Raw genomic sequence first — 14,447 nt, 5'->3', positions numbered from 1 at the left:
TTCGGCTGTCTAGAATCACTGATTCATCGTCCCGTTCGGGCTTGTCTTATGCCTTCGCGCTTTCCGCTGCTCCTCGTGGGCGCTTTTCTTGCGCTCTATCTGATCTGGGGTTCAACCTACTTCGTGATCAAGCTGGGGGTGCAGGCCTGGCCCCCAATGCTGCTGGCCGGGCTGAGGTTCGTCATTGCGGGCGGCCTGATGTTCGCGTGGCTGCGCTGGCGCGGTGTGCCGATGCCCACGGCGAACGAATGGCGGTCGTGCGCGATCGTCGGCTTTCTGCTACTCAGCTGCGGTAATGGTGGTGTGACGGTCGCCGAGCATCTCGGCGTGGCGTCGGCCGTGGCCGCGCTGGCAATTGCGACCGTGCCGTTGTTCGCGCTGCTGTTCGGGCTGATCTGGGGGCAGCGGACCACGGCGCTGGAGTGGGGCGGCATTCTGCTTGGGTTGATCGGCATCGGTCTGCTCAATCTCGGTCACAACCTGCAGGCGAGCCCATTGGGTGCGGTACTGGTACTGCTTGCGGCGGCGAGCTGGGCGTTCGGTTCGATGTGGAGCCGCCATCTCAGCCTGCCAGGTGGCGCCATGGCCAGCGCGGCGCAGATGCTCGTCGGCGGCGCGGTCCTGCTGCTCGGCAGCGCTGCAAGCGGTGAGCGCCTGCAGGAAATGCCGGATCTTGCGGGCTGGCTCGCTCTTGCTTATCTGACGCTGCTCGGCTCAATCGTCGCCTTCAGTGCCTATCTCTATCTGCTCAAGCACGTTCGACCCGCGGCGGCCACCAGCTACGCTTACGTCAACCCGGTGGTCGCGGTGCTGTTGGGCATCACCTTTGCCGGAGAGCGGATTGGTACCGAAGAGTGGCTGGCAATGACGGTCATCGTATCTGCTGTTGTGCTGATCGGTTTGCCTCAGTGGCGTAGACCAGCTGTTACGGGCGATGCGGAGCCAGTTTGAATCACCATTCCCTGCCGGCTCCGCTGCGGTTGTATGATGAGTCCTGCTTTGGCAAGATCTCAGAATCGTTCGGGCATGGGCGCATGCTCCTCGTCTTTACCTGAGCTTCGCTGATCCGGCACGCCATCTCATCCGCGTACAGTCACATCCACAGGCGAACCGATGCCCGCTGCCAAAACACCTGCTGCCAACGACACCTTCTTCATCCTTTCGTTGGTGGTGTTCAATTTCATCTCGTTCATCTCCATTGGTATTCCGCTGGCATCGCTGCCTGGCTATATCCATGAAAGTCTGGGTTTCAGCACAGCCATCGCCGGTATCGTTATCGGTGCGCAATACCTGACGACCTTGCTTTGCCGCCCCCTCGCAGGGCGGCTGGCAGATGAGCGGGGCGCGAAAAAAACCGTGTTGATCGGCATGGCGTCCGGCCTGGCCAGCGGGCTGCTACTGCTGATCTCGGCATTGCTTGAATCCTCGCCGATGGCGAGCATCGGTGTAATGCTGGCGAGCCGGTTGATTCTTGGCTTCGCGCAGAGCCTTATCGGCATCTCGGCGATTAGCTGGGGCATCAGTCGGTTGGGCCCGGAAAGCACCGCGCGGATGATTTCCTGGAACGGCGTGGCCGCTTATGGCGGGGTCGGTATTGGCGCCCCGTTGGGCGTTTTCTTGTCGCAATCGCTGGGGTTGTGGAGTCTGGGTGTGGTGACCATGTTGCTGGCTGCGACCGGATTGGCTCTGGCCTGGCGCCGAGGCGACGCGCCGCTCAACCCCGGCGAGCGCTTGCCGTTCGGCAAGGTGCTATGGAAGGTCGCTCCGCTTGGCCTCAGCCTGTCCCTAGCCACCATCGGCTACGGGACGCTGACCGCTTTTATCGCGCTGTACTACGACGCACGCGGGTGGGACGGCGCTGCCTGGTGCCTGACGGCTTTTGCGTTCGCCTTTATCGGGACACGCTTGCTGCTCCCTAACCTGATCAACCGTGTCGGGGGCTATTCGGTTGCGGTCGTCTGTCTGGTAGTGGAGATACTCGGCCTGACGATGCTTTGGCTTGCCGAGGCGCCGAGCATCGCTTTGGCCGGATCGGCCCTGACCGGGTGCGGGCTGTCCTTGCTGTATCCGGCGCTGGGTGTGGGCGTGGTGTCTCGCGTCGGGGCCGTCAACCGTAGCTCGGGACTCAGCGTTTTTGCCATGTTCTTCGATCTGGCGCTGGGGTTGTCCGGCGCGATCATGGGCGCGCTGGCCGTCTATATCGGCATGCAGAGTATCTTCCTCGGCGCAGCGCTAGTGGCGGCGGCTGGTCTTGCGATTGTTTGGACCCTGCTCAAACAGGAGCGCAAGGCCGAAGGTTGATTGGCACAACGCGCACAGTGCCGTTCGGCAGAGGTCATGGCTCGGTGGCGGGCTCCGAGGACGACTCGGCTGGTGCCTCGGTGCGGTCCAGCGCGATGCTGCCAAGGTCGGTCTGCAGCTTGCTCAGGTAATGCAGGAAGTTGACGCTGTCGTCGAAACTGAAACCCTTCAAGCCCTGCTCATAGAACTGGTAGATGCGCTGCTGCAGTGCATCCCAGTAGGTATGTCCCTGACCGGTCAGCCTCACCAGTCGCGCACGACCATCGTCGGGATGCGGCACTCGCTCCACGTGATAGTCCCGCTCCATACGCTTCAATACGCCATCCAGGCTTTGACGGCTGACCACCAGATACTCGGTCAGCTGGTTGAAGGAAATCCCGTCTTCGTAGCCGGGGCGCGACAGCGCGCCCAGCACGGCCCATTGCACGGTGCTGATGCCCATTTCCTTTTGCACCTGCCGCTGCAACACGTTACCCGTCTGAAACAACCGGAAGAAAAGCCGGTTGGGAATGCTCTTGGTTTCGATCGCAGTCATCTGATTTCCTTGCGGGGTGGCGGTGCGCAGCCGGTCGGCAACCGATACGGTCATCGGGGGATGCACTCGCGGGCGATGATATTTTTCATGATCTGCGCCGTGCCGTCACCAATCTGCAGCCCTAGCACGTCGCGCATGCGCTGCGAGAAGGGCAGGTCTTCGCCCCAGCCGGTATGTCCGTGGGCGAGCATGCATTGCTTGACCACATCGAATGCCAGCTTCGGGCCCCACCATTTGTTCATCGCCGCCTCGGCATTGTGAGGCTGCCCTGAGTCCTTCAGCCAAAGCGCGTAATAGCACTGCAGGCGGGCGGCCTGAACGTAGGTCTGGTATTCGGCGAGCGGGTGGGTCAGGCCCTGAAACGCCGCGAGCTTCTGCCCGAAGGCCTCGCGCTCGGTCAGCCACTGCCAGGTTTCATCCAGTGATTGCTGCGCTGTGGCCAGGCACTGCAGCCCGATCAACGCGCGACTGTAATCGAAGCCCTGCATGACCTGCTTGAAGCCTTTGCCTTCGTCGCCGAGGCGATGGTCGGCGGTTACCCGGACGTTATCGAAGAAGATCGAGCCACGGCCGATGCAGCGCTGGCCTGCGTCATCGAAACGAGTGGTGCTGATGCCCGCGAGATCCATAGGGACCAGGAAGGCGCTGATGCCGCTGGCCCGTGACTCCTGGGTTCCGGTGCGGGCGAACACCACCGCCACGTCGGCTTGGTCGGCCATGGAAATTGAAGTTTTTTCGCCGTTGAGGATGTAACAATCACCGCTGCGCTCGGCCTTTAGCCGCAGGTTCGCCGCATCCGAGCCGCCACCGGGTTCGGTCAGCGCAATGCACACCAGCTTGCGCCCGGCGGTGATCTCACCGAGCCATTCCCGTGCCAGTTCGGGTGAGGCGTGCTGGGCGATGATCTGGCCGTTGAGTGAGGCCAATAACGGGATATAGCCCACATTGAAATCGCCACGAGAGGTTTCCTCGATGATGATCCCGGTGGTAACGCAATCGAGGCCGCTACCGCCGAATATGTCCGGCAGTTCGCCACCGAGCAGGCCCATTTCGCCCATCTGCTGGATCAAGGGCCGCTCGATGAACCCTTCGCGCTCACGACGGCGGTAGCTGGGCTTGAGCACCTCGGTGCTGAAGCGCGCGACGCTATCGCGAATGGCGCTTTGTTGCTCATTGAAGGCGAAGTTCATCATGTTCTCCAGCCAAAGCCAGTATCGAGGGGGATCATCCGCCCCCTCATGGTCAGGGTTACTTGTAGAACTGGCGGAAGTTCGGTTTGCGCTTTTCCTTGAATGCCGCCGTGCCTTCCTTGGCTTCATCGGTTTCGTAGTACAGGCTAAGAGCCTGCATGCCGAGCCCGCCGATGCCTCCGATGTTGGCGCTGTCGGCGTTGAAGGAACGCTTGGCAATGGAGAGGGCGGTAGGGCTCTTTTCCAGGATTTCGTCGCACCACTTGCTCACTTCCGCATCGAGTTCTTGGTGGGGTACCACGGCATTGACCAAGCCCCAGTCGTACGCCTGTTGGGCGCTGTACTTGCGGCACAGGTACCAGATCTCGCGCGCGCGTTTCTCGCCGATGACCCGACTCAGATAGGCGGTGCCATAGCCTGGGTCGACCGAGCCAACCTTCGGCCCAACCTGGCCGAAAACGGCTGTCTCCGCGGCGATGCTCAAATCGCAGACCACGTGCAACACGTGACCACCGCCAATGGCGAAACCATTAACCCGTGCGATGACCGGCTTGGGCACTTCGCGAATCAGATTCTGCAGTTCCTCGACCGGCAAGCCGATCAGGCCACGACCGTCGTACTGGCCTTCATGCGCGCTCTGGTCGCCACCGGTACAGAATGCCTTGTCGCCTGCGCCGGTAAGCACGATGACGCCGATGGCCTTGTTCCAGCCGGCCCGGTTGAATGCGTCGAGCAGCTCCATACAGGTTTGGCCGCGGAAGGCGTTGTAGCGCTCGGGACGATTGATGGTAATAGTCGCGACGCCATCGGCTTCGGTGTAGAGGATGTCTTCATAGTTCATGGTGATCTCCTGTTCAGCCGGCCATGGTCAGGCCGCCGGACACGCTGATGACCTGCCCGGTAATGAAATCGGCGTCGTCGCTGGCGAGCAGGCAGACGATCCCGGGATAGTCTTCCGGTTGGCCAAGGCGGCGTTTGGGTACGGCGTTCTTGAAGGCCTCAAGCAGCTTTTCCGGATTGTTCGAGGTCGCTGCCACGCTTTTCAGCAATGCGGTATCGGTGGGGCCGGGACAGACCACGTTGAAGTTGATGTTCTTGCTCGCCAGCTCCCGAGCCAGGGTTTTCGACAGCCCGATCAAGCCGGCTTTGCAGGCGGCATAGACCGCCTCCCCGGAGGAGCCGACACGGGCTGCATCGGAAGCAACGTTGATCACCTTGCCGCCGCCGGCTTCGAGCATCTTGGGCAGTACCACGTGGTGCATGTTGAGTGCGCCGGTCAGGTTGATGTCGATCAGCTGTTGCCACATGCCGGGCTCGGTCTTCAGGAACGGCATGAAGCGATCGAAACCGGCGTTGTTAACCAGTACGGTCGGCACGCCCAGTTCGTCCTGCACCTTGCCTACCGTCTCGACGATCGCGGCGTAATCGGTGATGTCGGCGGCGAAGGCCATCGCCTTGCCACCGGTTTCGGCGATGAGGTCGGCGGTCGTCTGCGCGGCCGCCGCGTCACGGTCGAGGACGGCGACACGGCTGCCTTCGGCTGCAAAACGCAGGCACAGGGCACGGCCAATGCCGCCGCCACCGCCGGTAATGATCACGGTTTTTCCAGATAAGCCCTTCATATCGGTTCTCCAGGGAATGCAATTGGACGTGGCGCTCAAGCAGGCTTCGCCGCCGCGAGACTGATGCTCTTGGCCTGTTCACGCAGTTTGAATTTCTGGATCTTTCCCGACGGCGTGCGTGGCAACGCCGGCAGCACTTCGAGGTGCTCGGGCAGGTAGTTGCGGGTCAGCTGCTGTTCGAGCAAGAAGCTGACCACCTCCTGAAGGCTCAGCGATCGATGGCCTTCATGCAGTGTCACGTACGCGCAAAGGCGCTCGCCCAGGCGTGCATCGGGGCATCCGACCAGGGCCACCGCCGAAATGGCCGGATGCTTGTAGAGCAGGTTTTCGATTTCCACTACCGGCACGTTCTCGCCGCCGCGGATTACCACGTCCTTGGTGCGGCCGGTGATGCGGATGTAGCCCTGGGCGTCCATGCGCGCCAGGTCACCGGTAGGAAACCAGCCGTGCTCATCCACGTCGTAAAGATCCGGGCGCTTCAGGTAACCGATGAATAAGCTGGCGCCGCGCACCAGGAGATTGCCCTCGGTGCCCTGCGGAACCTCTGCACCGCTCTCATCGACGACGCGTACTTCCATGTGAGGCAAGGCGACGCCGTCGCTGTTGATGGCCCGCTCCGGGTCATCTTCGGGGCGAGTCATGGTCACCGCGCCGTTCTCGGTCATGCCCCAGGCGGATACGATTCGGGCGTTGATCGCGGCACCGGCGCGTTCAACCAACGCGCCCGGTATCGGCGCGCCAGCGGAAACGAAAATGCGCAGCGACGACAGCTCTTCGGGATACTGTGGCGCGATCTCGATCAGATCGGCCAGAAACGGCGTCGATGCCATGGTAAAGGTAGGCCGCTCGGCCTTGGCGACCTGGACGGCGAAGGCCGGGTCCCAGACGTCCTGCAGCACAGCGACGCTTTTTAGGTATATGGGCATCATCAGGCCGTAGAGGAAGCCGGTCTGATGGGCCATCGGTGAGGCCATGAAGACGATGTCATTGCTGCCCAGATGCAGTCGCTCGGCATAGGGGCGGATGTTGCTCCAAAGCGTATTGCTGCTGTGCAGGACCCCCTTCGGCTCGCCTGTGGTGCCGGAGGTGTAGAGCAGCTGCACCACATCGTCGCCGGCAGGTCGCCGCTCATTGAACAGCGCGTCGGTGTCGACTTCCTCTTCCCAGGCACGGTCCAGCAATACACGTTGGAAGCATCGGCTTTCATCATCGCTGTCGATCACCAGTACATGGCTGAGTGCCGGCAGCTCACCACGCAGGCCATCCACCATCGCGGCGTAATCGAAACTGCGGAATGACTGTGGAACGACCAGCACACGGCTCTGAGCATGGCTGAGCATGAAGCGCAGCTCACGTTCGCGAAAAATCGGCATCAACGGATTGAACACCACGCCGATGCGGACGCAGGCGAGGTGCAGCGCGGTCATCTGCCACCAGTTGGGAAGCTGGCAGGACACTACCTCGCCTTTGTTCACGCCCAATGAAGCCAGACAGGCCGCCATGCGTCGAACCACCTGATCCAGCTCCGAATAGCTGAGAGAGCGTCGCTCATTCTGATTGACGCGATACGAGATGAGGGCAGGGGCGTCGGCCATGCTGGAGACCGCCTGATCAAGGTGGTCCGTAATGATCATGTCATTCCAGGCGCCGGATTCGATCATGGAGGCGCGGCGCTCGCCTGACACCGTTGCGGTGATGTTCATATGCTCATACACCTTATTAGTTGGGTTTAGTTTTGTAGTTGTAGTGGTGAAGGAGACGTCAGGTCGCGGGATTGAAGATAGGTTCTCACAGCCAACTGTGTCAACGTCTTTACGTTAATGCTGCGATGGCAAGACTTTGCTGCAGCCGAAATGCTGCTTCGCATATTGCTCGCGCAGTGGGTAGGGACTGGGGTTGAAGCGTGTCTGACCGCCCGCACGATGGGGGGCGAAGAAGCCTAGCGGTGCGGACGGGCGAGTCGCGTGGCGCCGACGGAAATTCGTGGGGCTTGCAGATCGCGGCGTAGATTGCCGTTACTCGGAAATAGCGCTGAAGACGAGCAAGGGAGCGGTCAATTCAGGCATCGGAATGAGGTTGAATCAGGCGCGTGAATTTCGAGCGTCGGCTGCCGCATGCGAATTTAGCTGCAGTGATCAGAAGGAGGCAGGCAGGATTGAGTAAAGCGATCCCCCGTCGGGGTCACCGCCACGCCGCTGTGGCAGGTTCCGCAGCGGCGCTTCTGCACAAAGACGAGAACGCAGCTATCGTGCGGCCGCGCAGATTCCGAGGTCCATCGAGGCGCGTCTCGCCAGCGCTGCCGCACTGGGCCGGTAGTTGCCCTTGCCACGTTGCAGCTGCCTCCAGAACTCGAGCGGTTGTTTGGCGCTGAGGTCGGATTGCTTCACCAGATTTTCCAGGGTCTTGCTGCTCATACGGCCTCCAATAGCTCGATCGAGTGGTTGGTGGTCTTTGGGGGCGCGCATCCCTGCGCTAGCCGTCGCGGCTTTCCATAGAGCTGAGATTGCCTAGGATGAGTTACAGCTTGTTGACAACGAATTCAGGCCCCGCTGGGCGGACGAGCGGCAGGCCTTATGACGCTGTGTAATGAAGCGCTTCAGTAATAGAAGTATCTAAGGCTTGTCGTTGTTGAAACTACCGTTTCGTTGCTATTGAACTGCAATCATCTGGCCAGCGGTATATGGCAATATATATAACATTGAGAGATAGGCTGGGCGTTAATCAACCGCTCATCGTTAAGTGCAAATAATTTTCGAACCATCTTCTGCATATGGCTTTCGGAGATAGTGAGGCGGTTGTAATGCAGTCGCCATTGTTTCTTAGCACCACCATGTAACTGGAGAGATCTCATGTCGAATGATAAGAGCGGAAATCCGGGTAACTTTGCAAACGATCGCGAGAAGGCTTCCGAAGCTGGGCAGAAGGGCGGCCACAACAGCGGCGGCAATTTTGCCAACGATCCGCAACGCGCATCTGAAGCTGGCCAGAAAGGCGGCCACAACAGTGGCGGTAATTTTGCCAACGATCCAGAGCGCGCATCTGAAGCCGGGCAGAAAGGTGGCCAAAACAGCGGTGGCAACTTTGCCAACGATCGCGAGAAGGCGTCCGAAGCCGGTAAGAAGGGCGGCCAGAACAGCCACGGCGGTGGCCGTAGCTCCTGATGAACTAGCGTACCGCTAGCATCGGTAAGGGCGGAACTCGATTATCGAGTTCCGCCTTTTTATTATCTGTTACTTATCAATTTTTCTTTGTTGATGATTGAGTCTGCTTATTCACATTCCTGTGCGCGTTTCTCGTTTGGGTAATTAAACAAGGCAGCGGCGTGTTCAACCAACCGCTAGGTGAGGTACACGCTTCTGGTTGGTCTGGTCAATCGCGAGTGGAGGGAACGAGTCCAGCTCTTCGGGCTCCGTTACGTACGACGCTTCGGAACAGCATCCGAATGCCTGATATCACTCGCAACGCGGAGGACCTCCAATGGCCGAGGCCAAGCAGGATGAGCAAGGAAGTTTGGAGCAGGTAATCGATGGGATCATCGATCTCGGTAAGGACCAGGACAGGGTGCACGTCAGCGATATGCAGGATAGCCTTGGGCAGCGTAGCTTTGGGCCCTTCCTGTTCGTCCCTGCGATCATCGAGATCAGCCCCATTGGCGGCGTCCCTGGCGTACCGACGATGCTCGCGCTGATCGTTGCGCTATTTGCCATCCAGATGCTGTTCGGGCGCGATCACTTCTGGATTCCGGGCTTCCTTAGCAAGCGTTCGGTCAGCGGTGAGAAGCTCGACAAGGGCCTGAACAAGATTCGACCGGTGATTCGCTGGCTGGACAAGATCAGTCGCACGCGTCTCAACTGGGCCGTCAGCCAGGGGTTTCTTCGCGTGCTCGCAGTGCTATGTGTGTTGCTGGCCACTTCTGTACCGCCACTGGAGCTGTTGCCGTTTGCCAGTACCGCTCCGTTTTCTGCGATCGCGCTGTTCGGCCTTGGCATTACGACCCAGGATGGTCTGCTGATCGTACTCGGCCTGATTATTACGGTCGGCGCCTTTGTGCTGGTCGGCGCGGGCGTGATGGGCTAGCCAGGAGGCGCCATCTCGCTCGGACGCGGCTACTCCTCTTCCGTTTGCGCGTTCAGGTGCTCCGTGTGCGGTGGCGTGGGTCCGGGCCTTCGCGCATGAAGGCGCGTCAACGGCGCTGCGGTGACGCCGTGAAGCATGATCGAGGCAAAAATCAATGCGCTGGCTGCATGCCAGAACTGCGGATCGTGCAGATGGCTATGGGCAAGAGCGGCGTAGTAGATGGCTGCGATGCCAATCGGGCCGAACCAGCCGAGGAAAGCCGCATCCTGCTTGTTGAGTGATTGCTGCCACGTAGGCGCCAGCATCATCAGAACCGGCAGGCGGCGCAGTAGCAAAATCAGCAGTGCTAGCCAGAACAATGGCCAGCCCAGCGACGTCCATTCGCTCAAGGGCAGCGCGATGCCGAAGATGACGAACATGGGCAGCGTGAAGAGCTTGGCGACCACCTCCTGAGTGTTTTCTTCCTCGTGCTCCTCCTGCCTCTCACTGAACATGTTGAACATCAAGCCTGCAACGAACACGGCAAGCACACCGTCTGTGTGCAGCAACTTGGCCAGACCTAGAGTCAGCAGTGAAAAAGCGATGGAATAGCCAAGCAGAGATGTGCCAGCGACCAGCGCGTGGCGTTCGGCGGACGCCAACAGTTTCGCTGCGAAAAAGCCTATGAGCGCACCCAGCACTGACGCTCCGATCACACCGGTCAGCACTGATTCCAGAAGCCAACGAGACAGCGCCTGATCCGGCGTATGGCTAATCATCAAGATCGGCAGCATGACGAACACATAGGCGAGTCCGTCGTTGCTTCCTGATTCTGCCGACAGCGTGTCGCGCAGCCGCAGAGGCAGGTGTTGTTTGGCAAACTTGCCGGTGACGATGGAGCTGGCAACCACAGGGTCGGTAGGTGTCAGGATTGCGCCCAACAGCAGGGCGGTCCACAGCGACAGACCAAGCAACCAGCCGGCCAGCACCGATGAAATCAGCCACATCCCCAGCATCCCCAGCGTGAGCAGAAGGGCGATCGGGCGTAGCAAGGCCTTGATCGCTTCTCGCTTGAGCCGCAGCGCCACGCCCATCAGGCCGATTGCCAAGGTTAGTCGGGCTGCCTGCTCGAGCACCATATACGGATCACCCCAACGCGCCAGATCCAACCAGCCCAGCCCGTATGGGCCGACCGCCAGGCCGATCAGCACGGCAATGGACGGTTCCGAAACGGGACTGCGCTTGATAAGCGCCGAGAGCAGAGCGATACCGGCCGCGACGCTGCCCATGATGGCGAGCGCAATGTTCAGCTGTGTCATGGCGATCCCGTTTGTTGCCAATCGTCCTATTGCGAGTTGCATCGGTCGGGAATCGTTCCGCCAGTCGCTCAGCTGCGGGCGCGTTTCATGCAGGCCAGGTGCCGGTCGTTGACTCGATTGGCAAACCAGGCGGTGGTCAGGTTGCGCGTAATCTTCGGGCTCTCCAGGCGGATACCAGGAAGCACCGCACGCGGCAGCTGTTTACCCACACGCTTCTCCGCTAGGGCGAACACCTGCTCGTAAAGTCGGGTTTTCTCAAAGCCATGCGTGTCGCCGTGCTCCAGGGCGTTGCGAATCGCCGTTTCACTCATGTCGAGCTTGCTGGCGAGCGAACGTACCGCTCGCTCGGTCTGCCCGGCCTTGCTGCTGCCATGAATGATCAGGTCGCCATCGAGCGCCAGCTTGGTGCCGCTGGCCCGCGCCACCGCATTCTGAAAGGCGGCATTGCGGCTGGCGTACCAGCCGGCGTTGAAATCGGCGAAGCGATACAGCGGCTGGGTATAGCTGGCGGGGTAATCCAGCAGATGGGCGATGCCAAAGTACATGCCGCCACGACGAGTGAACACTTCGTCGCGTATCGAGCCCTTGTAGTCAAAGGGATATTCCCAACGGCGGTCTTCGGCGAAGGCGATGCTGACCTGCATTGGCCCGCCGGTCTTGACCGGGTTGAGCGTGCCGAAGAGTTGCTTGCCAAGCGGCATGATGCCGAGAAAGTCATCAAATATTGCGCTCAGTTGCTCTTCAGTGCGCACCGCATTCAGACGTTCACTATAGGTCCTGCCGTTGGGCGAACGGACATCCAGGGCGGCGTTAACTACGAAACGCGGGACATGCAGCCGGGCGGCACGACGGTAGATTTCTTCCCGTGCGATCTTCGCCAGGCCGGGCACGGGAGGTGTCGCCTGGAACGTGGACTCCTGAACGGTGACCGCGAGCACTGCACAGAGGTTTTCATCGGTCGGTGGAATCTCCAGCGCATCGAACGCGGCGTAGATATCCGTCGCCCAGCCCTTGCGGTCGGGGATATCGGCTGGAATCAGGCGTACGATCTTGCTGCGGACCTCATCGGGACGCGGCGCGGGTACTTCCGGCTGCTGGCTGCCACAGCCGGCCAGGCTCAGCAGCACGAGACCGCCGATACCGGCCAGCATGCGATGCAAGAAGGGCGTGGCAACCGCCCGCAGCGGTAATGCCGTCGGTGAGGTGGAGCCGGCCGAAGCCTGCTGTCGAAGCAAATGAAAAGCCATGCCGTCTCGTTCGTCTTGTACTGTGGGGCTTGGACAATAAAACAAACGAAGCTGCTGCGCAGTCTGCGTGAATGACTGTCGGCAAAGGCAGGCGGATACACGATGAACTTGCACCGCACGCGCTGTCCCAATTCAGACGTATCCACCCGCGCCGTGCCTGCTGGCGCTACGTGCCAATCGAGACCGATCAATGAGTGACAAGAATTTCGACATCCGTCGGCTGGAGCGTTACGACAACAGCACCAGCGAGTATCTGCTGGCGATTATCACCGACGAAGACCATGCCTCTCAGGTCGAGCTGAACGATGGTCGGGTCAGCTGGCAGTCGACGCTGCGCCATGATCGCCTCCATCGTAGGCTCGACCCGCAAACCGGGCGGCCTGGTTATCGCTTTGAAGACATCCCGGAAGCCCAGGGCGGCGAGTTCCGGTTGGTCAGCCTATTCGCCGAGGGCGGGCGGGGCGCCGAATTTTCCGAACTGGTAATGTTCGGTAAACGCCTGGTGACCTTCGATGATCGAACTGGGCTGGTCTGCGAAATTCGCGATCAGCACAAGCTGGTGCCGCGGCAGATCCTCATGACCGGCAGCGGTGATGAAGCGTTCAAGGGCTTCAAGAGCGAATGGGCGACGCTCTGGGAGGATCAATTGGTCGTTGGCAGTCACGGCAAGCGGCCGGCCGAAGAGTGGGTGAAGCTGATCGATCGCAACTACGGCGTGCGCAGCGTCGACTGGGCTGACCGCTACCAGCGCATTCGTGATGCATTGGGCATCGGGCCGGACGGTTACGTTATTCACGAGGCGGTGGAATGGCATCCGTACCGTCGCGAATGGCTGTTCTTCCCGCGCAAGATATCCTCCTCGCCGTTCGATCTGGCCGTTGACGAATGCGAGCGGGGCGCCAACACGTTGATCATTGCTAACGAAGATTTCAGCGAAATCCGCACCTTGCAAGTCGGCGACTGCAACCCCGAGCGCGGCATTTCCTCATTCAAGATCCTGCCGGGGCATCCCGACGAATGCATCGGGCTCAAAAGCGTGGAAATCGGCGATCGAACCGAAAGCTATCTGTTCTGTTTCAACCTCGACGGTGAAGTGCTGCAAGACGATATTTTCATCGGTGATTACAAATGCGAAGGGTTGGAGATTCTCTGATGCCCGAGCGCTAGGGATGCTTTGCTGCGCAGACGAGGTCTTTTGCCGAGTGCCCACCCGAAACAGCGCTGGGCGAAGGGCCGCGCGACCTGCTCTGCAAGCTCATCGCGTTTTCGACTAGGCTGATCGTTCCAGCGTGGCAGACCCGAACATGTACCCGACCCAGTCGAACCTCACATCACAACAGGCAGATGCGGGCTCCAGCTTCTGGCGGGACGCGGCGCTGCCTTTTATCGAGTCCCGTACGGTGGTGGACGGGCGCTGCGTCTGTTACGCCAGGCACAGTCATGAAACCTTCTCCGTTGGCCTGATCGATAGCGGCTCCAGCACTTACATCAACGGCCGGCAGCAGTGCCGCATCGACGCCGGGACGCTGGTGCTGATGAATCCCGGCGATGTCCACGCCTGCAATCCGATCGAGAACCAGCCCTGGGCGTATCGCATGCTCTACCTCGACGCTGGCTGGCTTGCCGATCTGCAGGCTGAACTGGGCCTGGGTTGCAGCGGGTTTCGGAGGTTCTCACCGATACTGACGCGCGATCCGCTGCTGCAGGCAGAGTTCAGGCGCCTCCATGCAGTGCTAACCGATGATCAGGCGGATCATTTGCAAAAACACAGCGCCGCGGTGGAGTTCTTCAGCGCCATGCACCGGCGATTAGGGATGGAGACGGCAGCCTCGGTGAGCGATCCGAAGCTGAAGCGAGCAGCCGAGTTCATCGCCGACAACTACCAGCGCTCGCTAAAGCTGGACGAGATTTGCTCGACGGCGGGGGTGTCGCCATCCGCTCTGATCCGTTCATTCAAAAAGCACTACGGCATGACACCGCACGCCTATCTGACCAACCGTCGGGTGCAGCTCGCCCGCGCCGAATTGCGCCGCGGCTTGCCGATCGCGGAGGTGGCGCTGGCCGCCGGCTTCGCCGATCAGGCGCATCTGCAACGCGCCTTCAAGCAACTACTGGCGGCAACTCCCGGGCATTACCGCGGCCAACGCCGGCCCTAAAGAGTGCGACGCTGTTCTTCG

General features: G+C 60.5%; 13 protein-coding genes and 2 pseudogenes. 7 read left to right on the top strand and 8 right to left on the bottom strand.

From position 1 onward, the window contains the following. Positions 1 to 48 precede the first annotated feature (48 nt). Both yedA and H3028_RS17810 read left to right on the top strand, forming a co-directional pair. Positions 49 to 951 (top strand): drug/metabolite exporter YedA, encoded by a 903-nt coding sequence (gene yedA, locus H3028_RS17815; protein ID WP_181298557.1) that lies wholly within the window; start codon positions 49 to 51, stop codon positions 949 to 951. 162 nt (positions 952 to 1,113) lie between these two features. Then, positions 1,114 to 2,301: an MFS transporter gene (locus tag H3028_RS17810; RefSeq protein ID WP_181298556.1), complete on the top strand. Its 1,188-nt coding sequence runs from the start codon at positions 1,114 to 1,116 to the stop codon at positions 2,299 to 2,301. A 34-nt stretch (positions 2,302 to 2,335) separates the two neighbouring features. Here H3028_RS17810 and H3028_RS17805 read toward each other — a convergent pair whose 3' ends face one another. From H3028_RS17805 to H3028_RS17780, 6 genes are all read right to left on the bottom strand, one after another. After that, positions 2,336 to 2,836 (bottom strand): MarR family winged helix-turn-helix transcriptional regulator, encoded by a 501-nt coding sequence (locus tag H3028_RS17805; protein ID WP_181298555.1) that lies wholly within the window; start codon positions 2,834 to 2,836, stop codon positions 2,336 to 2,338. A gap of 50 nt (positions 2,837 to 2,886) precedes the next feature. Continuing rightward, positions 2,887 to 4,026 carry a cyclohexanecarboxyl-CoA dehydrogenase gene (aliB, locus tag H3028_RS17800; RefSeq protein ID WP_181298554.1) on the bottom strand — a complete coding sequence of 380 codons (1,140 nt, stop codon included), beginning with the start codon at positions 4,024 to 4,026 and terminating at the stop codon, positions 2,887 to 2,889. A 58-nt stretch (positions 4,027 to 4,084) separates the two neighbouring features. Beyond that, complete coding sequence (locus H3028_RS17795) at positions 4,085 to 4,867, bottom strand: enoyl-CoA hydratase-related protein (RefSeq protein ID WP_181298553.1); 783 nt, start codon at positions 4,865 to 4,867, stop codon at positions 4,085 to 4,087. 13 nt (positions 4,868 to 4,880) lie between these two features. Beyond that, a complete protein-coding gene (locus H3028_RS17790) occupies positions 4,881 to 5,648 on the bottom strand; it encodes an SDR family NAD(P)-dependent oxidoreductase (protein ID WP_181298552.1) in 768 nt (255 codons plus the stop codon). A gap of 35 nt (positions 5,649 to 5,683) precedes the next feature. Then, positions 5,684 to 7,351 carry a cyclohexanecarboxylate-CoA ligase gene (locus tag H3028_RS17785; protein WP_181298551.1) on the bottom strand — a complete coding sequence of 556 codons (1,668 nt, stop codon included), beginning with the start codon at positions 7,349 to 7,351 and terminating at the stop codon, positions 5,684 to 5,686. Between the two features lie 540 nt (positions 7,352 to 7,891). Continuing rightward, positions 7,892 to 8,062, bottom strand: a complete 171-nt coding sequence (locus H3028_RS17780; RefSeq protein ID WP_181298550.1) for a hypothetical protein — start codon at positions 8,060 to 8,062, stop codon at positions 7,892 to 7,894. Between the two features lie 435 nt (positions 8,063 to 8,497). On the opposite strand from H3028_RS17780, the pseudogene H3028_RS21660 reads away from it, so the two are divergent. The 3 genes and pseudogenes from H3028_RS21660 to H3028_RS17770 all read left to right on the top strand — a co-directional run. After that, positions 8,498 to 8,587, top strand: a pseudogene (locus tag H3028_RS21660) (KGG domain-containing protein); the annotation flags it as partial. 9 nt (positions 8,588 to 8,596) lie between these two features. Then, positions 8,597 to 8,809, top strand: a pseudogene (locus H3028_RS21335) (general stress protein); the annotation flags it as partial. Positions 8,810 to 9,125: 316 nt separating this feature from the next. Beyond that, complete coding sequence (locus H3028_RS17770; protein WP_181298548.1) at positions 9,126 to 9,725, top strand: exopolysaccharide biosynthesis protein; 600 nt, start codon at positions 9,126 to 9,128, stop codon at positions 9,723 to 9,725. Between the two features lie 29 nt (positions 9,726 to 9,754). Here the strand turns inward: H3028_RS17770 and H3028_RS17765 are convergent, their stop codons facing one another. Both H3028_RS17765 and H3028_RS17760 read right to left on the bottom strand, forming a co-directional pair. Next, on the bottom strand, positions 9,755 to 11,023 hold the full coding sequence (locus H3028_RS17765; RefSeq protein WP_181298547.1) for a cation:proton antiporter: 1,269 nt from the start codon (positions 11,021 to 11,023) through the stop codon (positions 9,755 to 9,757). A gap of 68 nt (positions 11,024 to 11,091) precedes the next feature. Next, positions 11,092 to 12,174, bottom strand: a complete 1,083-nt coding sequence (locus tag H3028_RS17760; protein ID WP_181298604.1) for a DUF1615 domain-containing protein — start codon at positions 12,172 to 12,174, stop codon at positions 11,092 to 11,094. A gap of 286 nt (positions 12,175 to 12,460) precedes the next feature. On the opposite strand from H3028_RS17760, the gene H3028_RS17755 reads away from it, so the two are divergent. Continuing rightward, complete coding sequence (locus H3028_RS17755) at positions 12,461 to 13,423, top strand: hypothetical protein (RefSeq protein WP_181298546.1); 963 nt, start codon at positions 12,461 to 12,463, stop codon at positions 13,421 to 13,423. Between the two features lie 151 nt (positions 13,424 to 13,574). After that, positions 13,575 to 14,426 (top strand): AraC family transcriptional regulator, encoded by an 852-nt coding sequence (locus H3028_RS17750; RefSeq protein ID WP_181298545.1) that lies wholly within the window; start codon positions 13,575 to 13,577, stop codon positions 14,424 to 14,426. Positions 14,427 to 14,447 lie beyond the last annotated feature (21 nt).

The sequence above is a fragment of the Pseudomonas sp. Q2-TVG4-2 genome (genome assembly GCF_013620795.1).
Lineage (GTDB): Bacteria > Pseudomonadota > Gammaproteobacteria > Pseudomonadales > Pseudomonadaceae > Stutzerimonas.
The sequence above is the reverse complement of the archived record's forward strand: the minus strand, read 5'-3'. Positions and strand labels throughout refer to the sequence as shown.